Consider the following 23,331-nt stretch of genomic DNA (forward strand, 5'->3'; position numbering starts at 1 on the left):
GCCGGCCCCGCACATCCCGGAAAACAGGTGACGGAAAAACAGCACATGGAACGACCCCCATCATCCGGCAGGAGGAACCTCAGCTCGGCACGAGGCCCGGTGCGGATTGGATAAGGCATCTCTCTTCTCTCAAGGTCAAAAGTACCTCCAGAAGGGCCAGCACGAAAAGGCCCTCAAGGAATTCGAGAAGATCCTCGAAATCGATCCGGAAGACGCCAAGATCCACATCCAGATCGGCGACATTTACAACCGCCTCGGACGGCGCGAAGAGTCCCTCGAAGCGTATTTCAAGGCGGCGGATCTTTTCGTCCAGGCCGGATTCGGGCAAAAAGCCATCGCCGTCTTCAAACAGGCGCTCAACCTCGATCCCGGGTCCTCGGAAATCCATCTCAAGCTCGCCGATCTCTATCTCAAGGCCAACCTGATCCCCGAGGCCGTCAAGCATTTCGAGTTGGTCGCCCAAACCTGCGAATCCGACGGGCTCCTCGACGATGCCCTGGACATCTACTCCCAGCTCTTCGCCCTCGACCCCCAGCGAAAACATTTCCTGCTCAAGCAAGGGGAGATTCTCTTCAAGAAGGGCGAAACGCAACAGGCCGTACGCCTTCTTGAGCCGTTGGAGAAGGGCTATGCGGCCGAGAAGAACACCGAGTTGCTCGTTTCTCTCTTCGAACTCACTCTCACCTATGATCCGGCAAACCTCCACGCCCTGGGAGAACTCACGCGCCAGTTGGCATCCGACAAGCAACACGCGCGGATTGTTGAACTCCTCCAGAAGCCCGTGGAGAACGGCGTCATCCAGAATACGGCCGTGCATCTTCGCCTGTGTGACGCGCTGGACCAAACAGGAAACAAGCCGGGATCTCTGCGTCAGTACCTTGCCTTGTACAATCGGTGCCAGCTTCACGATCCCGAACCGGAGCTTCTAAAAAAGATTCTCACTCAAATCGTGCGGCTGGACCCGGAGAATCAGCAGGCGAAGATCGATCTCCGCGATCTCTCCACCAAGGCGCAGATGTCCGAGGAGACGGTCCCGGTGGCGGAGGCGGCGCTCATGGGCCGGCCGCCGTATGATGGAAACGTTCCTTGGCGCGCGGCCGAAGCCTCCCCGGCACCCACGGCACAACAGTGGGCCGACAAGATCGATCTCCTCCTGAAATACAAGATTCGCGATCTGGCTGAGAACTGTTTGCGGGAGGCACAACAACGCTTCCCCGCCGATGCCCTTCTTCAAGCGAAAGCCGCTGAAATGGGATCAGCTCCGACGCCCCCGGCACCGGCGGAGCCGCTCGATGAGATCGAGATCCTCGAGGAATCCCCGATGGAAATCACGGCTCAACAAGTCGCCGCCACGACCGGCGTCCCTGCCGAACCCGCTGCTCTCCCTTTCCAGGAACCGTTGGAAGAGCCGATTCTGTTGGAAGAAGAGCCGCCGTCTCCCTCGTCGCTGGGCGTGGATGCAGGCTTGTCGCCTTCTCCACCTCCTGATTTTTCTTCCGGCGCGGTCGACTGGGGGGGTGGATCCAGCGCAGCGCCATCGGAACTGGACCTCTCCCCCATGTCCGAGATTTCCACCGAGTTCGGTGCCGAACCCCCGCCGGCGGCAGGGCCCGCCACGCCATCCGAGCATGTTCACCCGCCCACCGCCGGGTCGGCAGGGCTGAGCCAAGCGGAGGATGCCTACCAGCAGGCGCTTGCGTTCTATTTCCTCGGCCGCCATCGAGAGGCCATCGAGGTCCTCTCCGCGGGCGGCGATGGATCTGATACCCGCGATGTGCGCAGCCTGGTTCTCAAGCTTTCGTGCCGTCGGGAAGCCTCGGAGTGGGTGGAACTGGTCGAGGATGCAGCCCAAGCGCTGTCCATTCACGGGCACGACGAGGAGCGGAAATTGTACTTGCTTTGCGAGGCGGCCATGGCCTATGAACGATTGGGACAAATCCAAGATGCCATCGGCTGCTACCAAGAGATCCTCCGCCTCCGGCCCGACGAACCTGACGCCTCGGAGGCGCTCGGCCGTCTCGGGCCTGCTCCGGAGGATGGCGCACCCGTCTTCGAGGAATCGCCGGCACCCACCCCGGAAACGGTTGTCTCTCCGCTGGAGGACCTCCCCCCGGCCGCTCGGCCGGACCCATCGACTGCTGTTCTCCCGCGCTTCAATATCGCGTATATCTGAGCTGTGGCTTATCTGAGTTTCTACCACCTCAAGGAGGAGCCTTTCTCGAATGCTCCGCTGAAACATTTCTTTTTTGAGAACGAGGAGCACAACCGCGCGTTGACCCGTCTCCTTCACGCCGCGGCCGCGATGAAGGGGCTCGCCATTCTCGTCGGCGAGGTCGGCTCGGGGAAAACCACACTGGCCCGCCGGATTCTCGATGAACTCTCAGAGGCCGAATACATCGCCAGCCTCCTGGTCATCGTCCACCCGAATGTCACGCGCGACTGGCTTCTCCGAAAAGTCGCCATCCAACTTGGCGTCGAGCATCCCTACGAGGACAAGGTCCCCCTCATGGGTCAGCTGTTTGAACGACTCGTCCACATTCAGCAGGAAAAGAAGAAAGCGGTCGTGATCATCGATGAGGCCCAGATGCTCCGCGACAAGGAGATCTTCGAGGAGATCCGCGGGATGCTCAACCTCGAAACCGGCGAAGGCAAACTCATCACCTTCATCATGTTCGGCCTTCCCGAACTGGAGTCGGCCGTTTACGCGGACCAGCCCCTCGCCCAGCGCGTGTCGATGCGCCTGACCCTGCGCCCTTTCGACGATGTGACCACCCGCAGCTACATCGTCTATCGCATGACGGTGGCCGGATCCGCCCAGCACCCTTTTACCGAGGAGGCCTTGGACGCGATCTACCACTACACGAAGGGCATTCCGCGTCTCATCAACAACATCTGCGACAACGCCCTCCTCGAGGGCTACCTTCGGAAAATGTCGAACATCGATCTCGATCTGATCCGGGAGATCGCGTTGGACCTGCGCCTGACGGAGAGTGAGCAAGCCCAGATCACTCAGGCCGCCCCGTCCTTCACTCCTGCCGTCGTGCGCCCCTCGCCCGCATCCACACCCGCGATTGCCGCCGCCCCCTATCGACTGGATTTTTCCGTTCTGGCCGAGGATGAGCCGTCGAAGGAGCGCGCCGACCTCGACCAGATCATCCACAGCCTCGAAAGCAAGCGATAGCGAGGCGCGGGTGCGCGGGATGCGAGTCGCCGTGCTTTCCCTCGCCGTCGCGTGGACCGCCTCGGCGCGCGTCGCACAAAGTCAGTCCTTCGATCCGGGAAAGATTGCCGAGCACCGCGACTTCGAGAGACTCACCCTCGACGTGGCTGAAGCCTTGGCCCTGCCCCACGCCGCCGAGCCGGAGAACCTGGGACGTCGATGGCTGGGAGAACTGCTCCTGACCGTTCGCCGTGTCGACCCGGATTCGTCCGCCTGGTTCCAGGCCGCCCCGAACAACGATCCTTCCTCGTACCTCATCTCGCCCAGAATCATGGCCACCGTGGGCATTCCCTATCGGTTCGATGTCTCACTCGCAACGGGCTTGGTCGGTCGATACCCCTCCAGTGGTTTTGGCCTGAAGCATCTCCTGGTCGAGGGGACCCCCCGCGCTCCCGGAATCGCCGTCGGCGCCACGGCGGCCGCGTTGTGGGGCGAGTCAAGCTACTTTCCCGCGGTCGCCTCGATCTATTCGCATTTCGCCTGGCGAACGGCCATCGGCCATTGGGCGCTCGGCGCCCGTCAGCTCCTGATTACCGCCCGTGGAAAGCGGGGATCGTCGGGCGGGGAGGAAGTCAATACCCCACTCTTCCAACTGTATCTCGCTTACCAGTGGGGAATGGAATTCGGGCGGCGTAGCGATATCGGCCTGCGCGCCGATGCGACCCTCACCCGCCTGCCCCTGCCCTTCTCCAAAGGACCGACGCAGGTCGGGCAGTGGACCGGCGGCGTCTACCTGCGACGCTAGGATCACGACTCTACTTCCGGGTAGCCGCGGGCTTCAGCCCGCGTCATCGCGCGGGTGGCGACTATCGGACCGACGGGCGCTGACTTTCAGCCGCTCGTTTCACGTCCTTTAGAATTACCGTCACGATAGCAGAGAGGACGCCGCCGTCCGCCCCGGGAAGGCGCTCGATCAGCTTGCCCACGAACCAGCCGAGCGCCGTCACATCGGCGCCCATCGCATGGGTAAGGAGACAGGACTTGTTGTGGTCCAGCGGGTGAACGGCCCAGTAGCCCTCAAACCGTGAGGTGTTTCCCCGGACGAGTGAAAACTCAATCCTTCGGGATGGCTCCTCACGCATTTCCACCTCCATGTCGATCCCGAGTTTGACGGCCAGGATCGACAGGCCGCATTTCATTCTCACCAGAGTCTTCCGGCCCGTCTGCTTTCGGATCTCCTCGGCCAGAATCACGCGAATGAACTCGGGGTGTCGCTCGTAGCTCCGGATCAGATCCCACACCGTATCCGACCCCACTCCCACCTCGATGGCGCCCGTCACATAGGGGCCCGCCCCATCCTCGTGCACCCACAGCACCGGCCCGTGGCCGTTCGTGCCCTCCAACGCCCTCCGTCCTAGATCTTTCGACACGTCGAACAAGCTCACGCATTGCCTCCGTTCGGGTTGCGAACACCTGGGCGACCCCCATGCACCGCCTCAAACAGCCGGGATTCCGCCTTTCGCATGGCGCTGGCTTTGGGACCGCCCCGTTCGTGCTCGTGGCCCAGTATGTGAAGTAGTCCGTGGATGACGAGCTGCGTCAGGCGACTATCCAGCGCTATTCCCGCGGCTTCCGCCTCCGCCCTCGCGCGATCCACGGAGATCGCGATATCGCCCAAGGGGATCGGCACTCCACGCAATCGGCCCGCTGCGAGCGACCGAATTTCTGAAAAACCACCCTTCCATTGCCCGAAAGAAATGACATTGGTCCGCGTGTTCAGGCCGAAGTGTTTTCGATGAAGCGACTTGAGCGCGTCGTCGGAAAGGAGAAGGACATTCAATTCCGAATGGGGAGGCAATTTCAGAAGCTCCAACAAGCGCAGGGCGCGGGCCTGGAGCCGCCCGGCGTCAACTTCTCGGCGGCTCTTCCGCAGGACCGTTACGACCATTCTTCCGCCGCGGCCCCCCGGTCCTCGTTTCGTACCGCTCATAGGCCCGAATGACTTCCTGCACGAGCGGATGGCGAACGACGTCCCGGTCGCTGAACCGGATGACGCCGATCCCCGGAACTTCATGCAGCACCTCCTCGGCTTGGACAAGTCCCGAGGTCATGTCCAGGGGCAGATCGATCTGCGTGATGTCTCCCGTAATGACGGCCTTGGAATTGTATCCGAGACGCGTGAGGAACATTTTCATCTGCTCGGGAGTTGTGTTCTGCGCTTCGTCCAGGATGACGAAGGTGTCGTTCAGCGTCCGGCCGCGCATGAACGCCAGCGGCGCCACCTCGATCACGCCCTTTTCGACCATCCGGCGCGCCCGCTCGAACTCGACCATGTCGTGAAGCGCGTCGTACAGCGGCCGGAGATAGGGATTCACTTTCTCCAGAATATCGCCGGGAAGGAACCCGAGCTTCTCGCCCGCCTCGATGGCCGGCCGCGTGAGCGCGATGCGATGCACTTTTCCGTTCTTCAAGAACCCCAGGGCCATCGCCATGGCGAGGTAGGTCTTCCCGGTTCCCGCGGGGCCGATGCCGATGACGATGTCGAACTGGCGGATCGCCTCCACATAGGCCTTTTGCGTGAGGCTGCGCGGCGTGATCTTGAGGCTCTGGCCGGTAAAGTACACTTCGTCCGCAAAGACTCTCTCCACCGCCTCCTGCCCGCGATCGCGATAGATGTCCACCACGCGCTCCAGATCGCCGTCCATCAGCGAGTACCCCTTGTGGAGAAGTTTCGACATTACCGCGAGCAGATCGCGCACCTCCTGAACCACCTTTTCATCGCCGGTGACGGCCAGATGGTGCCCGCGGCTGGTGACTTTGATCCCGAAGATTTTTTCGAGGAGACGCAGGTTCTCGCTCCCCCGCCCCAGAATCATCCGGGCGGTGGCGTTGTCCGTGAGTTCGATCTCAGTCATCATCGCTCGTGGTTCGACAAGCTCACCACGACGAACGGACTTCATGAAATCCTTGCGTCGTCCTGAGCCTGTCGAAGGACGTGTGCCTGATGGCTCCCACCGTCATCGCATCGGCTCGAACACGAAGAAACCTTCTTCAACGCCGCTGGCGTAGGTTTCGTAGAGATACGGCTCGCCCCAAGGAAACGTCATGTCGCCGGGTTTCACGATTCCGTCCTGGATCAACTCGTTCAGCTCCCCCGGCAGCCGGCCCTTCTCCCAATAGAAGGTGTCCACGGCATCCCTGACGTTCAGCTTCTGGAGCCCGCTCATCCACCTCTGGATCACGTCGAAGGGTGGGGCCGAATGGCGCGGGCCGCCGGACGCCCCCACGAGCCCTCGGAGGGCAAGAAACACCACCGCCACGGCTGCGGCCCCAAGCACCAGGTGCTTCAGGACCTCAACCGAGTGCTGTGCGACCCGTCCTAATCGTTCCCGCAAGGTAAAATACCCAGAGAATGAATCCGATCCCGGTGAATCCCCATACGCCGTCCCACACCCAGGCCTGAAGGATCGGGGCAAAGAGCCGGTTCGGCGCAAGCCAGGCTCCCAGGATCAATGACCACATGAAAAGACCGATCAACCCTTTGACCCATTTCCCATTCAAGAATTGTCCTCCGCCGAGGAGCAAAACGGAAGCCGCCAGCCGGACCCGTGCCGTCCGCGCCCCGTAGCGCCGGATCTCGGCGTCCTTCTCTTCCCGGCTCCGGCCTTCCACCTCCACCCGCTTTCCGTACAGAAGGTGACATTCAGGACACAGCGCGGCGCCTTCCTGCGACTCCTTGCACCACCGGCACGCCTCGCATCCGCAGCGCTTACAGGAGAACGAGAGGGACCATCCACCCAGAAACACCGCGGCCAGCAGCGAGATCGCCGCCGCTCCCGCGAAAGCGATCATGCCCTGAATCGGCGCCAGTCTCGGCGCGAACGACTCCCAAAGCGTCTGGAACCCGGCCACGCCCTGCTGAGATCCCTCCTCCCAGCCCACACGGAGAATCGTTCGCAAGGGTATCGGCTCATCGACCACGAATCGATTGGGGTTATCCGACGACTTCGCGATCAACCCCTGAACGAACTCCCGGTCCAGCCCTCCCGCCGTGGCGATCTCCTGCTCCCCCTCCGCCGGCAGCAGGAGTTTTCGGACGAGTACTTGGGATAGGTTGTAGTGGTAGAGAGCCGCGGCGGGACTCTCTCCGATGGCGGCGCGATAGTCCGTGACGGCCGCTTTGAAATCGGAGAGGGCCACCCTGGCGCCCGCCAAGTTGTTGAGAACCACGGCCTTCAATTCCGGATCGGCGCGATGGGGTTTCAGCACATCCGCCGCCGCCTTGAAATCCCCGCGCCGCTTGAACTCGGCCCCCAGGAGGAGAGCTTCGGTGGGAGAAAGATTTCCGCTCTTCGAAGTCCACCGCTCCTCGACCCCCCGCACGAAGGCGTGAGATCCGGTTGTGTCCCGCCACGAAGACATTTCGACGAACCGGGGCGATCCGAGTCCTGCACAGAGGACGGCCGCTCTTTCCCCGGCCCACGGGACTGCCGCCAACAGCACGGCCAAGGCCCCTGCGGCGTATCGCTCCCGCCGTTGCCCGAGAATTCCGACCAGCAAAAGCGCCGCGAGAACGGCGAATCCAGGACCCCATTGCACGAGGAAGAGAAATCCGCCCCAAAGCAGCAGCCGTATCGGAAAAGCCGGCAGGGGCACAGGCACGGCCTGGGCGATGAGATGGGCCACCGATTGAATCGGCCGGCGAAGCAGGAGTGTCAAGACGGTGAGGATGAACAGCCCGATGGCGGTAGCCGCGAGCATTACCCCATACAGGATCCAACGCGCCACGAAGGTAGCGCTGTTGGAGGCTTGAACCAGGCCCTTGACGACCATGAGGAGCGCCGTGACCACGTCGAACGGCTGGTGCCTCAGATGAATCGTGGCGCGGACCAACTCCACGTCCAGAAGCTGAGGAGACATCTTTCCGGCGTAGTCCAGGTACAACTGAGTCCGTTGCTGGTCGCGCTCCCTCTCCGCCTTCAGTCCCGCCCGGAGAAGGCTCTGGCTGACGGTAAAAAGATTGCGGATCCCCGAATCCGACTGCCATTGATAGATCTTGTCCAACCCCGCCTGGACTTGCTGGAGGTCCCCCAACTGCATCGCCTCCCGCCCGGCCGCCCAGGCTTCCGCGACGCGCGTATCGGGCCGGCTGTAGTCCTCCGTGCCCACGGTGCCGACCCACAGGGCCAATCCCAAGAGGTGCGCAAAACTCATTTGGAAGCTGTTTGCAGCCGGCTTACGCCGTCCAACTGCTTCTCCACCGGCTCACCGAGCGCCTCCAGAAGAGTCGGGTAGAGATCGGCCGTGCGCATCGGTTCCGGTCTAACCTTAATGTTAAGAATGAGAGGAGTCATCATATGCTCCCGAATGAACGAGCCATGTGAGGAATGGTGCTCGGGCCATTCATAGCGGTATCGCAGGTCAGATCCCCTTCGAGCGGAAACGATCACATCACCCGTTCGCGCGGAGGAAAAAATCTGCTCCATTTGCACCAGGCCATCAGGATAGTCGGAATCGACGGTCGCGTGAAGCGCCTCTTCGTCGTCCCCAAACGCAACCTTTCCGAATTTCAGAGGATCGGCATCGACCGGCGCATACGAGATTCCCGACTTGCTCCTTCGGATTTTCGCATGGCCATCCCGGTTCAGCACTCGAACTCCCCCGCCCGCTTCTCGCAAGGCCAGAAAGTCCACCTCGTCCCGTCCGCACAGGGCGTTCAGAAATTTCCTCTGCGCCGGGGTCAGATCGTCGTAGGCGTGCGCCGGACCCCACGAATCACCTCGCCGCAGATAGAGATGGGCCATCGCATTCCCGGAAACCATCACGGCGCATTCGGCGTTCCGCCAGTGGCGGTAGATCCGGGGATAGGAAAACGTTTTCAGCCCGTGTTCCTCACAAAACGTGGTCAATTCCAAATGCCGGTTCACCGGCGTCATTCCGTGATCGCTGATGACCCCCAGGATCGACCGATCCAGTCGGCCTGATCGGTTCAATCCTTCGCAGATTCGCCCGATGAACGCATCGAATTGCCTGTAGACTCGGAGAACGCGTTCATCGACCGAATCGATATGATGGGACAGCTCGTCCACGGCCATGAAGGCCCCGAACACAAACCGTTCCCCCGCGTCCACCGCCCGCGCGAATCGCGCCCGGGCCACGGAATCCACCGCCTCCCAGTGCTCCGTGTAGTGCGCATAGGTGAAGAGCAGCGCTTTGGAGAGCCGCCCGCGCTCATGCCCCACGCCCTTCCGGGACGAGATGGGTGAGAAGACGTTGACGCCGCCGCGCAGACGGTCGAACAGGGTTGTGGTTCCCTCCAGCAGATCCGTGTTCATGAGAAAACTCTCCCAACCGACATAGCTTCTCACCCTCCGAGAGGACCACGAACGTTCTTCGTACTCCTTCCGGTCCATCCATCGGATCCCCGGAAGATTGCAGTGACCGGGAAATCTCCCCGTGAGAAACGGCAGATAGGCCGGGCCGGTGGTGGAAGGGAAACAGGTCACCGCCTCGGTAAACGTCCCCGGCTCCACCAACCATTTCCGGATCTGCGGAAGTTGACCCTCGCTGAGAAGGCGCCGCATGACGTCCGGCCTGGCGCCATCCAGAAGGAAAAGGAAAACGCGCTCTTTCAGAGGGTTAATAGAGTTATGCCCCGTACTTCTTGAGCTTCATGGCATGCGCGAGCAGAAGCGGCATGAGACACTTCATCGGGATGATGCCCAGCGAGCCGCCATTGCAGGAAGTCTCCGAGAACCGGTCCAACCCGTCGCCCCCCCCCCATTTGTTCCAAACCAGGACCGGCACCGGATGCCAACTGTGGCCCTTCATGGGGACCGGCGAGGAGTGGTCGCCGGAAATCGCCAACGCATCGAATCCGGCCCCCAGGAGGACCGGCAGCGCCTTGTCCACCTGTTCGATGGCGGCCACCTTCTGTTCGAAGTTTCCATCCTCGCCCGCCTGGTCCGTGGCCTTCCAGTGAAAGTAGACGAACGTCTGCCGCCGATCCATCGCCAGAAGGCATTTCTGCTCTCCCTCCATGCTGGGCGGATCGACTTTCGCGACCGCCATGCCGACCAGCCGCGCCAGACCGCGGTACATGGGATAGGTGGCGATGCAGGTGGGCTCCAAGCCGAACTTCTCCTTCATCGATGGAATCTCCGGCTTCTTTGAAAATCCCCGCAGGAGCGCTCCGTTGGCTTTGGGCTCTTTCCGCAGAAGTTTCCCCACCTCCTCGACGAATCGATTGACCGCCTTCGCAGCCTTCGCCGCCGACTTGGATCGCGCCTGAACCGCCGGGATCGGCTTTCCTTCCTTCTGCGGGTCGGCATCCGAGAGATCCGCCGAAAGCCCCTTTCCACGGAACACCACACAAAATCGGTGCGACATCCCCGGCTCGATGATGACGCGGCAGCCGTCGATCTCCGAAACGGCCTTCCGGATACGCGCGCACAATTCCTGCGTTTTCTCCGTGGGAATCCGACCCGCCCGGCGATCCGACACTTTGCCCGAGGGATCCACCGTGCAGAAGTTCCCGCGCGCGGCGACATCCCCCTCCGCCAGCGGCACGTCGAGTCCCACCGCCTCCAACACGCCCCGGCCAATCTGAAACTCGATGGGATCATATCCGAACAGCGCAAGATGGCCCGGACCGCTCCCGGGCGTGATCCCCGGAAGGACCGGCACGAGACGGCCCAGCGCGCTTTCTTTGGCCAACCGATCCAGCTCCGGCGTCCGGGCCGCTTCGAGCGGCGTGCGCGGAAGCTCACGGCTCCGCATGTCGCCCAGCCCATCCATCACGATGAGAAGAATTCGGCTCTCCGTTACTTGGACGAGATCGCCCAGGATGGCGGAGTAGTCCGCGGAGAACGGGTCGGCCATCACGTTGGACGTGACACGTCCGCGGTCAGCATTCAGCGCCGCATGCCCCGGTGGCGCCGCCTACGCCAGGCTCAGGCGCAGGCCGTTGATGGTGCCGCACGAAGGACAGGCGTCTTGATACCCGGCGGGCGCCGGGCGCTTGCAGGTCTCGCAGGTGTAGGAAAGAACAAGCTGGTTTTCGGGTCCCAGGCTCTTGCGATACTCCACGCACGCCTTCTCGAAATTCTGCCGGCGATAGTGGGCTTCGCCGGAGAGCAGGTGTGCATCCAACGGCGTGTTCTGTCCGCTCTCCTCCAGTTCATGAAGCTGGTCGAGCGATTCGTCGATCAACCCAAGACGCAGGAGCAGGTTCGAGTAGAGCATCCGCACCGTCAGGGAGTCCGCGTGCTCAGCCACGGCTTTCCGGTACAGGCGGATCATCCGATTCGGTTCATGCCGCCCGATCCAAAGGTCTTCGATCGCGGGCAGGTAGAGCGGAGCGCCGGAGCGCGCGTAGCATTTTTCCAGATGCTCGGCGGCATCCTCCCCACGGTCCTGCTTTTGAAGGATGGTCGACCACAGAAGGTGAGCCGGAACAAAATCCGAGTGGTCCGAGAACTCGCTCTTGAGGACGCGCAAGGCGCCGTCCGAGTCCCCCGCGGAATCGAGCGATTTGGCGCGCAGGAACGCCGTCTCCTTTTGCAGGGTATCCAATTCCGCCGGATTGCCCCCCATCTTGATGGCCTTCTCCACCGTTTCCAGCGCGTCCTCCCACCGTTCGGAGTTTCGATAGCACCGGGCGAGAAGCGTCCACCATTCGTGCCGGCGACCGTCCTGGCTGATGATCCGCCTTAACTCCTCCGCGGCGCTTAGATGTTCCCCGTTCTGCATCAGCACCTGGGCCAGCTTGAAGGCATAGTCGAGATTTTTCGGCTCGCGCGCCACCAGCGCCGCTATTCTCTTCTTCGCGCCGGCCGTGTCTCCGAGTTTGAGAAAGGCCTCCACCTCCGCCACCCGCGCGGGGGCATAGTCGGGAAAAACGTCCAGCGACTGCGCAAACTGCTCCCGGGCCACGGCCACGTCGCCCATGAGGAGACGCATCATGCCCTTCCGGTAGAACTCGTCGGCCACGGCCTTCTTCCGATCCGTCTTGCGGGCCGACCATCGCCGCATCGCCCTTCGACCGCGGTTGATCGAAGAGGTGACGCCGGCCAGGATCGCTCCTCCCAAGGCCGCCAGAAAAACCAGAACGCCCAGCGGCATGGCCGTTCCCTCCACGCCCTGCCGCAAAACGACGACGATCTCGTCCTTAAACCAGTCGTTCAGCCAGTAGAGATAGGCGGAGCCTCCGAGCAGGAGAACGAGAAAGACAAACCACATGGCCGATGAAAAGAAAGGGGCTCGCTCGCTAGGATCGGGAGTCTAACGGAGCGACCGGGATGGGGCCCGACGATTGTTGTTTCATGGTCAATCGCGGCGCATTATACCACAGCCCTTCAATATCATAGTACTCTCGCACCGATCCGTGAAAGAGGTGAACCACCACGTCCGACCAATCGATCAGCGCCCACTGCGTCGATCGAAGGCCCTCGCATCCGAGCGGGCGGACGCCTTCCTCCCGAAGTCGCTGCAACAGCCCCTCGGCCATGGCGGAAATGTGCCGGTCGGAAGACCCGCTCGCCACCACAATGTAGTCCGTATAGGAGCAGAGGGCACGCACGTCCAGGACGACGATATTCTGGGCCTGTTTCTCCTCCAGGCAATCCACGCAGCGCCGGAGAAGGGCATCCGGAGTGAGGTGGCCGTTTCGGATCCCGGTCTTGGGAGATCCAAGATGGGAAGCGGCCTCGGCCGTGCCCGCGTGCGGGTGGGTCAACCCCGAACTAGCGATAAAGACGATGCTCCTGAATGTAGCGTTCGACGGCGGGGGGAGTGAGAAACCGGATCGATCGGCCTTCCTTGACCGCTTGACGCACCGCGCTGGCCGAAACATCGAAAGGCGTCACTCTGACCAGCGCAAGCGTCTTGTTCGCCTTGTTCCTGTACACGCCTTTCGCAGCATCATACCCGTAGAGGCGCCGAACTTCAAGCGGGATCCACGATGCCCCCTTCCGCTCTTTCCGGCCGGGACGCTCCATGACCACGATATCGCAGTCGTCGAGGACCTCGCGGAATCTTTTCCACGTCCCGATTTCAGCGAAGCTGTCCACTCCGAGAATGAGGAACAGCCGTGCGCCGACACGCGAGGCCTGGAGCTGCCTCAACGTCTCGACGGTGAACGAAGGGCCTCCGCGCCTTCCTTCGATGTCCGACACCTGGATAACGGCGTTTCGACCCAAAGCCAGCCGAAGCATGGACAGCCTGTGATTGAATGGAGCCGGGTGGCGATCCGACTTGTGGGGAGGCCGGCGATTGGGAATGATGAACACCTTGTCGAACCGCATCCGGTCCTGGACCTCCTGGATCGAGCGGAGGTGGCCGAAGTGAACGGGATCGAAGGTGCCGCCGAAGACGGCGATCCGAAGGGGCTTCAAGCTTCGCCTACGTGCGGATCTGGCCGTTCCCGTAGACCACGAACTTCTGCGTGGTGAGACCCTGGAGCCCCATGGGGCCGTAGGCATGGATCTTGGACGTGCTGATCCCCACCTCCGCCCCCAGGCCGAGTTCGTACCCGTCGCTGAATCGCGTGGAAGCGTTCACCACCACGGTGGAGGACTCCACCTCCCGGACGAACCGTTCGGCGCGCGCGTAGTCTCTCGTCACGATGCTCTCCGTGTGGAGCGATCCGTACTTCCGGATGTGCGCCATCGCTTCGTCCAGTCCGTCCACCACCCGCACGGCGAGAATCAGGCCGAGGTATTCCTCATACCAGTCGGCCTCCACGGCGGCCTTCGCCGCCGGCAGGATCGCCTGCGTCCTCGGGCATCCTCGAATCTCCACGCCCTGCGCCGCCAGTGCCGCACCCGCATCTCTCAGAAAGGGCACAGCGACTTCCTCATGCACCAACAGCGTTTCCATTGCATTGCATACGGCGGGGCGCTGGACTTTGGCATTCAGGCAGATCTCACGCGCCATCGCGAGATCTGCGAATTCATCCACGTAGACATGGCAAACGCCCTTGTAGTGCTTCACCACCGGAATCCGCGACTTCTCCGCCACGCTCCGGATGAGCGCCTCGCCGCCGCGCGGTACAATCAAATCGATGTACTGCTCGAGCTTCAGCAATTCGTCCACGAACGCGTGGTCCGTCTCCCCCACCAGCTGAATTCCATTCTCAGGAAGATCCACTCGCCGAAGTTCCTCCCTCATCAACTCCGCGATGAAACGGTTTGAACGGAGGGCCTCCGAGCCGCCCCGCAGCACGACGGCGTTTCCGGACTTCACGCACAGCCCGGCGGCATCCGACGTTACGTTCGGCCGTGCCTCGTAAATAATCCCGACCACCCCCAGGGGGATGCGCATCCGTCCCACGCGCAGACCGTTCGGCCTCACCCACATGCCGGAAATCTCGCCGACCGGATCCGGGAGGGCCGCAATCTCACGAAGACTGGCCGCCATCCCCATGACCCGTCTGGGGTCCAGCGTCAGCCGGTCCACCAGGGCCGCTGCCGTCCCCGCGCGGCGGGCCGCGGAAACGTCGTCGCCATTGGCTTGCAAGAGCGCATCCTGGGAGCCGCCCAAACGATCGGCAACCGCCGTCAAGAAACGATTCTTCACGCTCACCCCCGCACGGGCCATGCCCGCGGCCGCCTCCCGCGCCTTCGAACCGATTTCCCTCGCCAATATGGAAAAATCCCGCGCCATCCGGCGATGGTAACAGATGCCCGGATTGAAGAAAACCGGACCCCGGAGTAAAGTCATTTCCGTGGGTGATCGATCGGGATTGTTGGACCGAGTTCTTCGCCGAGCTTTGGTCAAACTTGTGTCGCTTGGATTGCGACAGGGAGCGGCAGCACTCCCGCTCGCGCTGATCCTCCCCTTTTACCTTTGCGCCGTTCTTTCCGAATTCGACGTTGCCCTTCTCCCCCCACCGCCCCTACCGGGGGTCGCCATCCTCGGGGCGGCCTTAATGGTATTCCTCCTCGCCGGAATGCCGCGTGTCCTGCCGCGTCTCCCCCGTCTCCGCAGGCTCGCATGGCTGGAGAACGCCTCGGGGCTGCCCTACCAGCCGCTACGCACCCTGGCACACCTGCGTGTCCCCACAAAGGGAGCCGACGGCGACCCCTTCCGCCACGCCGCCGTTCAGTTCGCCGAGGCTCAGACCTCCAGGATGGATCTGTCTCGCGTTGTCGAAACGGATCGCCGTGTTTCCCGCCGCCTTTTCCAGGCGTCCCTCGCCGCCACGCTTCTGGCATCCGCCGCCGCCGTTCTCTCGCCGGAGCGCCACGTGGAGTGGCTGGCGCTCATGCTGCCCGCACGGATCGCCCAGATGCTGCCCTATGCCTCGGTGAAACACTTGGCCCTGCAACGCGTCGCCGTCCGGGTCCATCCCCCGGCGTACGCCGCCTGGCCTCCCGAAGAGAAGGTCCTCGGCGTCCCGGAACTCCAAGTGCTGAAAGGGAGCAGGGTCGAATTGACCGCTTCCACCCGGGAGCATCTGCGCACCGCCTCTCTTTCCTCCAGCGCAGGGACCAACCTGCCGGCACAGGTTTCCGGTTCGGATGTCTTCGCCTCCTTCGATGTCCTGGCCGAACAAAGTCTTCGCATCGAGGGCCTGGGACTCAAGGGTGAAAAATGGGTCAGCCCCTCCGCCGCAAATCTCAAGCTGATTGAGGACCGGCGCCCGCACGTCGCCTTGCTTCAACCGCCGGCTGACATGACGGCGGAGGAGACCGGAAGGATCCCCATCCAGTACTCGGCGGATGACGATTTCGGTCTGCGGCGTTTCGAGCTGGTGCTCTTCCGCGGGAAGGAGGAATCGCCCATGCCTCTCGAACGGTTGGAAGGCGAACCCTCAAGCGCGTCCGGCACCTACATCCTCGAACTCATACAGCTCCAGCCGAAGCCGGGAGAGCTGATCGGCATCGGCGTGCGCGCGTGGGACAACGACACGGTCTCCGGCCCCAAGTTCGGGACGTCCGACATTCGCTTCCTTGAGATTCTCAGCGGCGATCACGAGCACCGGGCGAAACTGGAGAAGCTGAAGGCCGTCTGGGAAAGCCTGATCCAGACCTTGGGACTCGAACTGCCCACCACCGTGGCCGGAATGGACGGCCCCGGCCGGCTCACCGCCCACCAAACCATCGATGCGAGACTCCGCGAGACGTCGCAGTACCTCGGCGACGTCCTGGGCGGGATCGCGGACGACGAACGCATGTCCGCCGATTGGATCCAGATCCTGGCGGTCATGAAACAGGACATCGAGACGGTCAATCGCGAGAAGGCGCTCTTCCTGGCCCAAAATCCGGAGATTCTGGGTGTTCCGTCTTCCCCCCGCCGCTCCGCCGAGGATGAAATGAAACCCGGTGAGGGCGAAACGCCCGACCTCTCGCCCCCGCCGCTGTTCGTCCAGAAAGTTCAGCCCGAAGTACAGGAGTTGGAGGAAGATGTCCTCTTGCTCGACCGGTTCTTCGACATGCAGGCCCTCACCGACGCCTACACCGGTTTCAACGACGCCCTCCACCAGCAGGAAACGCTGACCGATCTTTTGAAGCAAGCCAACCTGCGGGATCCGAAGGCCTCGGCCGCCTTGGAGCGCAAGCTTCAGGAGCTGGAACGGACGCTGGCGTCGCTGTACGAGAAGCTCATGAAAACCGCCAGGCAGATTCCCGACGAACTGCTGAATCCGGAGGCGATGCAGTCGCTAAAAACCGCGCAACTGGGGGATCTGATGGCCCAGATTCGCGAAGCTCTTCGAAGCGGCGACTCCGAAAAAGCCCAAAAACTGCTGGCTCAACTGCGGGACGAATTGCAGAAACTGATGACGACGGTGGATTCCGCCCAGAAGGGCGCGCAGCGAATGGATGAGGCGCAGTACGAAAAAGCCAAATCCATGTACCAGTCCCTTGAGCAGCTTGAGAAAGACCAGTCCCAGTTGCGCCAGGAAACGTTCGAGCAGTCCAAGGCAGGTCAATCGGGCGACGCGCGGGATGCCAAGGTCTGGATTCGACAGGCCCTCGAACAGATCCAGCGGCATCTCCAGAGCGCGGAGCAGTCTCTCTCCGGCATGGAATCGGCCCACGGCGCAACGGATTGGACCGGTCGGATGCGAATGAGTCTCGAAAACGCCCTCGCCCTCCGGGCCCAACTCGCCGAGCAGCTCGATCGGGTTGCCCCGCGCGAACTCCTCCCTCCCGCGCGAAGCCTCGAGATGGCCCTCCAGGGCGCGGATCAGCTCACGCGTTGGCCGCCGGCCGAAATTCAGAAGGCGGATCCGCCCCGGAAACTGGCGTCCGACGTCCGCGACGCGGAGCATGTTGCCAAGGAGCTGGTTCAATTCCTTCAGGCGCCGCCCGAAACCGCCCCGTCGCCAAGGGTTTCATCCGGACGCGAGCCACAGGGCGAACAAGGGGCGCCCAGCGGGCGATCGAACGGGCCGGGGTTGACCGAGCGTCAAGGACGCCTGGCCCAGAGCACCGGCGATCTCTCCAAGAAGCTTGAGGAGCTCTCCGGCTCCGTCCCCTTCGTGGGCAAGAATCCTTCCTCGAAGCTGGGACAGGCCGCGGAGGATATGAAGTCCGCCCAACAGGCTCTTGGACGAAACGGCTATTCGGACGCGCTGACGCCGCAGGACCAAGCCATCCAGAAAATTCGCGAAGCCAAGGGGAACCTTCAGCAAGCCCTCAACGGGATGAGCTCGGGCGCGCCCGGCATGTCCATGCCGTTCCCCTCGGCATGGCCGTGGGGTTCCCGACCTTCACATCAGGAAGGCAAGTACGGCGCTCCCACCCAGAAGGTTCAGATCCCCACCTCCGACCAGCACAAGGTCCCCAAGGAATTCCGCGAGGATCTCCTGGAGGCGATGAAGGAAAAATATCCCGACAAGTACGAAAAACCCGTCAAGAAATACTACGAAGAACTCCTGAAATAGCCCCTGCGTGTCAGCGCGAAATCCCAGTTCCCGGAAGCCGCAGCATCGCGGAGTAGGAATGGGGTCGGTCGTCATGGCCAAATGGCCACCTGCGAACGATGAAAATGCCTCCCTCTGTAGCCGAGGTGACCGAATCGGTCCTTCCGGCCCCGTACCCGGAGCGCCATGGATGGCTGCGCAGGCGTGACCGCTGAACGCTTATTTCTACTTAGAGCCTCTAACAGAATGCCGATTCGTAGGGGAGCATCTTCAGATGCTCCCTCTTGTCGGGAGGGTCTGAAGACCCTCCCCTACGCATTCTGTTAGCCTTGCCCCTGCCCTTCTCCTTGATCGTGCGGAACCGTGACCGTGGCCGTGGCGGTAGTGGAGTTTCCGGAGCTGTCCGTCGCTTGATACGTCAGCGTGTAGATTCTCCCCGTGCCGGTTCCGGAGCGTTCGGCGCGAAGCTGGAGGCCGCCCGCTGTCTGGATGTCGTTCTCCGTGTCGCCGTCGCCCAGACCGTTGTCCGGCTCATTACTCGTCGCAGAGCCGAGGACCACGGCGGGGCTTGCGTCGCAAACGTCGGACACGCTGAAGGCGGCCGTAATCGGAACCATCTTGTGATTCGGCGGCCAGAGCGAACTGGGCGAGACCGAAACTGAGAGCGTCGGCGCCGTCGTATCCGAGACCGTCACCAGCACGTCATCCGTATCCGAGAGCCCGTCGCTGTCTGTGACTTTCAGCGTAATCGCATGGCTTCCGAGCGACATCGTTGCGCTCGCCGTTTCGCCCGTCGCGACAAGCGTCGTCCCCTCGAACCATTCGAACGTCACAATATCGTCGTTCGTGCCGGGCGAGGAATCGGGATCACTCGAAGCCGAACCATCGAGAGCGATCAACGCCCCGCCGGACGACACACACTCGGCTAAGATGTCTGCCCCTGCACTCGCTGTGGGCGGCTGATTTGAAGGAGGGACGAAACCTTCGTCAAACAGTTCAGCGCTTGCGAGGAGAGGGTACGAACTTCCGTAATAGCCGCCGGCGACAAGAACTTTCCCCGTCAAGAGCAAAACCGCGGGGTGACTGAATCGTCTGAATGTCATCGATCCGGCCATAGTCCACGCGCCCGCGGCCGGGTCATAGATCTCCGAAGAAGCCAGAATGCTCCCTCCCTCCGATCGACCACCAGCGACAAGGACCCTACCTGAGGTCAGCAGCGTAGCACTGAGCCATTGCCGGCCAAAACTCATCGATCCAGTGCTCGTCCAAACACCGGTCGAGGGGTCATAAACCTCGGCAGATCGCTCAACATAAGGACTAAGACCGCCCGCCGCCAACACCCTTCCCGATGGCAGGAGAGTCAATGTAAAGTCGACCCTGGGGTTTAGCATAGCGCCTGTGGGCAGCCATGACATTGTAGTGGGGTCCAGCAGTTCGGAGGATGAGTCGTACCACGCGGTGACGCCGCCGGCAATCAGAACCTGCCCCGATGCCAGCAGCACGGCTGAGTGCGACCGCCGAGGTTTGGTCAGGTGAGCCACTTGAGTCCAAGTTCCGGTGGAACGCTCATACACTTCCACTGAGTCTGTCGTGCCAAAAGGATTCAGTCCCCCAGCCACCACGACCTTACCCGATGCGAGCAGAGTTGCGGAATGATCCTGTCTGGCCACTTGCAAATTCCCCGTTCGAGACCACACGCTCGTAACAGGATCATACAGCTCCGTAGCCATCAGGGGATAGTGGCCCCCGGCCATGACAAGCACCTCACCTGTAGGTAGCAGCACAGCGCCATGCAAATACCTCCCGAACGACATACTTGCGGTTGAAGACCAGCTTTCAGATGGTGGATCATACAATTCAGCCGACCTAAACGCCGCGTTCACCCCGTCGTGACCACCCGCCACCAGGACTTTGCCGCTTGGCAGCAATGTGGCGGAATGAAGGATGCGTGGCACAGCCATCGAGCCCGTGGACGACCAGCCGGGGTCGATGACGATGGGGGGCGTGAGGCCGCCCAAATCCACGTGGGTCGCGATCCTCAGCGAGTCACCCAGAATCAGACGCCGGCCTTTTTCGTCCGCTTCGCCCACGCCCTTCAATGCCACCTTGCCGTTCCTCGCCTCTCCCAGCGAGTCCATGGCCACGGAATAATGGAAACGAACCACCGGAACGCCACGGACATCGAAGAATTCCAGGTAACTCCCCGCATCATGCACGGTCACGATTCCGGCAGGCAACGTCACCGCGTACTCTGAAGACGCCTCCGTGTCAGCAGTCGGAACGATCTCGAACTCTTCGAGACGGCTCGTATCGGCCTTCAAGTTCTTCATGCGTAGGGGAGCATCTTCAGATGCTCCCAGTTCGGGAGGGTCTAAAGACCCTCCCCTACGATTTGGTACTTCAGATGCTCCCAAGACGGGCTTCATGCGTAGGGGAGCATCTTTAGATGCTCCCAAGACGGGCGGATCTGAAGATCCGCCCCTACGAATTGCTCCCTCTTTCGGGAGGGTCTAAAGACCCTCCCCTACGATTCGGCGCCAAGAATCGGCGCCAATCCGGGAGGGTTTGAACACCGTCCCCTACATGGTCTTCCAATCGGCCCAAACGAACGAACCGGAATGTGGGAACCGGCGGTAGTCGGATACGAGACCGCGACGGACCGGGTTCTCCCAAATGTACCTCGCAACTTTCTCAATGCTCTCTTCCAATCGAAGCGCATGGTCGTAGAACGACCGCTGCCAGAGCGGTGCAGGCACGCCGACTTTCCGGCCCTCATGAGTCGTCAGGATCTTGAACATGCGGACAAACTCGACCACGTCGCCACCTGCCGGACATCGCAGCAGGAGATGCAAATGGTCCGGCATGAAACAATAGGCAAACACCTCGGCGCACAGCGAATCAGCCGCGCGCCGGAGCAAGGGCACAAACACATCCACCAACTCCGCTCGCTCAAGATGCTTGGCGCGATCCGCGGTGCACAGCGTCAAAGAAAACGCGTGACCTTGGCGGTAAGCCGCCCGATCAAGCCGTATCCGTCTGCGCTCCCCCATGGAGTCAGTCTACCGCAGATTGATCTCGTAGGGGAGCATCTTTAGATGCTCCCAAGACGGGCGGATCTAAAGATCCGCCCCTACGAATTGCTCCCTCTTTCGGGAGGGTCTAAAGATCCGCCCCTACGATTCGGCGCCGAGAATCGGCGCTGATCCGGGAGGATGTAAACACCCTCCCCTACAAATAAACCAACATCGCCAACGCTCCTCGTAGGGGAGCATCTTTAGATGCTCCCAAGAGGGGCGGATCTAAAGATCCGCCCCTACGATTTGCTACCCTCCCGTGTTCGGGCTCCTCGTAGGGGAGCATCTTCAGATGCTCCCTCTTGCATGCTCCCTCTTTCGGGAGGGTCTAAAGACCCTCCCCTACGATTCGGCGCCAAGAGGGGCGGATTTGAAGATCCGCCCCTACGGACTGATAGCAAGGCCAAATGGGAAACCGGTTACACGCTGTGAACCCAAGGTTACAGTCGCCGTCCTCCCCTCTTGCTTGACACTCCATGTACTATTAACCACTTGCCACTTACCGTCCTGTGGTACGGGGCTTGCTCTTTGCTCCACCAGATGAAACTTTCAGCACGAGCAACATACCACGAAGGAGGTGCGCCTATGAGCCGCACAACCCCCAACAGAACTTTCATTTCATCCGATCCTGCGTCACGCGTCACGCGTCAAGCGTCACGGGCGCGAAGCCGCGCCGGTTTCACTCTGATCGAGCTGATCATGATCATTATCTTGATCGCGATTCTCGCTTCGATCGCGGTGCCCCGCTTCGTGAACCTCTCGCGGCAGGCCGACATCGCCGCCACGCGCGGCGCCTTGGGCGCCATCCGAGCCGCCATGGTGATGGACTATGCCAGCCGAACCTTGGTGTCCAGGGGCATCCCCAGATTCGCCAACGTGGTCTATCACAGTTGGTTCATGGAGCTGCACGTACCGACGAATGAACTCACCAATACCAGCCTGCTTGCCAACGCCGGCTGGGGCGCTGAAGACGCCGCCATCACTGGTCAAACCGACCAGATCTCCATCGTCGAAAACATGGACTCCACCAACGCGCCCAGCGTCGCCAATCTCAATGCCCGAGGCACCGCCTCCGCCGCTTCCGTTCTCTGCTGCTCGGCGACCTGGACCTGCCCCGCCACCAACAACCCAGGCACCATCGCCTGGGTCTACGAAAGCTACGGGGAGTTCGAGGGCGTCGTGAAGGCGTGCGGCGACAATTCGGCCGCCACCGGATACACCGACGACCAAACGGATGCGTGGTAAACCAGGCGGAAACGGGAGGAATGCCCATGAAACACTCAGCACCCAGCACTCAGCACTCCGCGCTCATGAGCGGGTCACGAGTCACGAGTCACGAGTCACGGCGGCGAAGCCGCTCGGGTTTTACACTCGTTGAACTGGTGCTCGTGGTCATCCTGATCGCGATTCTCGCCTCGATTGCCGTTCCCCGATTCGTGAACCTGGCGCGGCAGGCCGACATCGCCGCCACCCGCGGCGCCCTCGGCGCCGTCCGAGGCGCGATCGTAATGGACTATGCCAGCCGCACGCTGGTCAGCCGGGGCGTCCCCAGATTCGCCAACGTGGTCTACCACAGTTGGTTCATGGAGTTGCACGTGCCCGTGAACGAGCTCACCAATACCAGCTTGCTTGCCAATGCCGGCTGGGGCGCCGAAGACGCGGCCATCACAGGCCAAGTCGATCAGATCTCCATCGCCGAAAACATGGACTCCACCAACGCGCCCACCGTCGCCAATCTCAATGCCAGGGCCACCGCCTCCGCCGCCTCCGTCCTCTGCTGCTCGGTGGCTTGGACGTGCCCCGCCACCAACAACCCGGGCACCATTGCCTGGGTCTACGAAAGCTACGGCGACTTCGAGGGCATCGTGAAGGCATGTGGGGACAACAACGGAAGCACCGGATTCACCGACGACCTGACGGACGCGTGGTAGGCACGAGGACGTGAGGCGCGAGACGCAAGACGAAAGGCGCAGGGAGAAGGGATGAACATCAACACGGGGAGTGTGGCTGCGATGAGCATGGAGTTTGAAGCCGTCACACTCCCCCTGTACCCCAGGCTCGCAATTGCACCCTCCCGGCCCAAGCCTTTCTCCACGAAGGATCTCATGGCCCTCAAGCGCGAAACCCCGCCCGCGCCCGAAGGAATCCTCGACAAGGTTTTCTCTTCCCTCGACCGCCTCTTCGCTCCCAGCCCGCTGTAGAGCGCACATCCCTGAGGAGCATCCTCA

19 protein-coding genes and 1 pseudogene are annotated in these 23,331 nt (G+C 61.9%); 7 read left to right on the plus strand and 13 right to left on the minus strand.

Translation table 11 applies throughout. The annotated features are described in order from the left end of the window. Positions 1-106: 106 nt before the first annotated feature. The 3 genes from HYT87_04220 to HYT87_04230 are packed head-to-tail and all read left to right on the plus strand — an operon-like array spanning position 107 to position 3,965. On the plus strand, positions 107-2,173 hold the full coding sequence (locus HYT87_04220) for a tetratricopeptide repeat protein (GenBank protein MBI2058956.1): 2,067 nt from the start codon (positions 107-109) through the stop codon (positions 2,171-2,173). A 3-nt stretch (positions 2,174-2,176) separates the two neighbouring features. After that, positions 2,177-3,181 (plus strand): AAA family ATPase, encoded by a 1,005-nt coding sequence (locus HYT87_04225; protein MBI2058957.1) that lies wholly within the window; start codon positions 2,177-2,179, stop codon positions 3,179-3,181. A 10-nt stretch (positions 3,182-3,191) separates the two neighbouring features. Further along, positions 3,192-3,965 (plus strand): hypothetical protein, encoded by a 774-nt coding sequence (locus HYT87_04230; GenBank protein MBI2058958.1) that lies wholly within the window; start codon positions 3,192-3,194, stop codon positions 3,963-3,965. A gap of 61 nt (positions 3,966-4,026) precedes the next feature. On the opposite strand, the gene HYT87_04235 is transcribed toward HYT87_04230, so the two are convergent. The 11 genes from HYT87_04235 to HYT87_04285 form a co-directional block, all read right to left on the minus strand. After that, a complete protein-coding gene (locus HYT87_04235; GenBank protein ID MBI2058959.1) occupies positions 4,027-4,590 on the minus strand; it encodes an SRPBCC family protein in 564 nt (187 codons plus the stop codon). Positions 4,591-4,601: 11 nt separating this feature from the next. Beyond that, positions 4,602-5,108: an rRNA maturation RNase YbeY gene (gene ybeY, locus HYT87_04240; GenBank protein MBI2058960.1), complete on the minus strand. Its 507-nt coding sequence runs from the start codon at positions 5,106-5,108 to the stop codon at positions 4,602-4,604. Then, positions 5,068-6,075, minus strand: coding sequence for a PhoH family protein (locus tag HYT87_04245; protein MBI2058961.1), 1,008 nt, complete (start codon positions 6,073-6,075; stop codon positions 5,068-5,070). The genes ybeY and HYT87_04245 overlap by 41 nt, the downstream gene beginning before the upstream one ends. A gap of 102 nt (positions 6,076-6,177) precedes the next feature. Then, a complete protein-coding gene (locus HYT87_04250) occupies positions 6,178-6,498 on the minus strand; it encodes a hypothetical protein (protein MBI2058962.1) in 321 nt (106 codons plus the stop codon). Positions 6,499-6,514: 16 nt separating this feature from the next. Beyond that, positions 6,515-8,374 (minus strand): hypothetical protein, encoded by a 1,860-nt coding sequence (locus HYT87_04255; protein MBI2058963.1) that lies wholly within the window; start codon positions 8,372-8,374, stop codon positions 6,515-6,517. Further along, positions 8,371-9,744 carry an alkaline phosphatase family protein gene (locus HYT87_04260; protein ID MBI2058964.1) on the minus strand — a complete coding sequence of 458 codons (1,374 nt, stop codon included), beginning with the start codon at positions 9,742-9,744 and terminating at the stop codon, positions 8,371-8,373. The genes HYT87_04255 and HYT87_04260 overlap by 4 nt, the downstream gene beginning before the upstream one ends. A gap of 64 nt (positions 9,745-9,808) precedes the next feature. Continuing rightward, positions 9,809-11,041 (minus strand): 2,3-bisphosphoglycerate-independent phosphoglycerate mutase, encoded by a 1,233-nt coding sequence (locus HYT87_04265; GenBank protein ID MBI2058965.1) that lies wholly within the window; start codon positions 11,039-11,041, stop codon positions 9,809-9,811. Between the two features lie 60 nt (positions 11,042-11,101). Further along, entirely contained in the window at positions 11,102-12,400 is a 1,299-nt protein-coding gene (locus tag HYT87_04270; protein MBI2058966.1) for a tetratricopeptide repeat protein, read from the minus strand. 28 nt (positions 12,401-12,428) lie between these two features. Then, positions 12,429-12,896, minus strand: coding sequence for a ribosome silencing factor (gene rsfS / locus HYT87_04275; protein MBI2058967.1), 468 nt, complete (start codon positions 12,894-12,896; stop codon positions 12,429-12,431). A gap of 7 nt (positions 12,897-12,903) precedes the next feature. Continuing rightward, the gene (gene nadD / locus HYT87_04280; GenBank protein MBI2058968.1) at positions 12,904-13,554 is read right to left on the minus strand and encodes a nicotinate (nicotinamide) nucleotide adenylyltransferase; all 651 of its coding nucleotides are present in this window, start codon (positions 13,552-13,554) and stop codon (positions 12,904-12,906) included. 7 nt (positions 13,555-13,561) lie between these two features. Further along, positions 13,562-14,824, minus strand: a complete 1,263-nt coding sequence (locus tag HYT87_04285; protein MBI2058969.1) for a glutamate-5-semialdehyde dehydrogenase — start codon at positions 14,822-14,824, stop codon at positions 13,562-13,564. Positions 14,825-14,885: 61 nt separating this feature from the next. Between HYT87_04285 and HYT87_04290 the strand changes: the two genes are divergently transcribed. Continuing rightward, positions 14,886-18,050, plus strand: a complete 3,165-nt coding sequence (locus HYT87_04290; protein MBI2058970.1) for a DUF4175 family protein — start codon at positions 14,886-14,888, stop codon at positions 18,048-18,050. A gap of 302 nt (positions 18,051-18,352) precedes the next feature. On the opposite strand, the gene HYT87_04295 is transcribed toward HYT87_04290, so the two are convergent. Together HYT87_04295 and HYT87_04300 are read right to left on the minus strand one after the other, a co-directional pair. Continuing rightward, positions 18,353-20,359, minus strand: coding sequence for a hypothetical protein (locus HYT87_04295; GenBank protein ID MBI2058971.1), 2,007 nt, complete (start codon positions 20,357-20,359; stop codon positions 18,353-18,355). Positions 20,360-20,608: 249 nt separating this feature from the next. Then, a complete protein-coding gene (locus HYT87_04300) occupies positions 20,609-21,079 on the minus strand; it encodes a transposase (protein MBI2058972.1) in 471 nt (156 codons plus the stop codon). A gap of 609 nt (positions 21,080-21,688) precedes the next feature. Here HYT87_04300 and HYT87_04305 point away from each other — a divergent pair. From HYT87_04305 to HYT87_04315, 3 genes and pseudogenes are all read left to right on the plus strand, one after another. Then, positions 21,689-22,348, plus strand: a complete 660-nt coding sequence (locus HYT87_04305; protein MBI2058973.1) for a prepilin-type N-terminal cleavage/methylation domain-containing protein — start codon at positions 21,689-21,691, stop codon at positions 22,346-22,348. A gap of 65 nt (positions 22,349-22,413) precedes the next feature. Next, positions 22,414-22,548, plus strand: a pseudogene (locus HYT87_04310) (prepilin-type N-terminal cleavage/methylation domain-containing protein). Positions 22,549-23,085: 537 nt separating this feature from the next. Continuing rightward, positions 23,086-23,304: a hypothetical protein gene (locus HYT87_04315; protein ID MBI2058974.1), complete on the plus strand. Its 219-nt coding sequence runs from the start codon at positions 23,086-23,088 to the stop codon at positions 23,302-23,304. Positions 23,305-23,331 lie beyond the last annotated feature (27 nt).

Source organism: Nitrospirota bacterium (genome assembly GCA_016180645.1).
Taxonomy (GTDB): domain Bacteria; phylum JACPQY01; class JACPQY01; order JACPQY01; family JACPQY01; genus JACPAV01.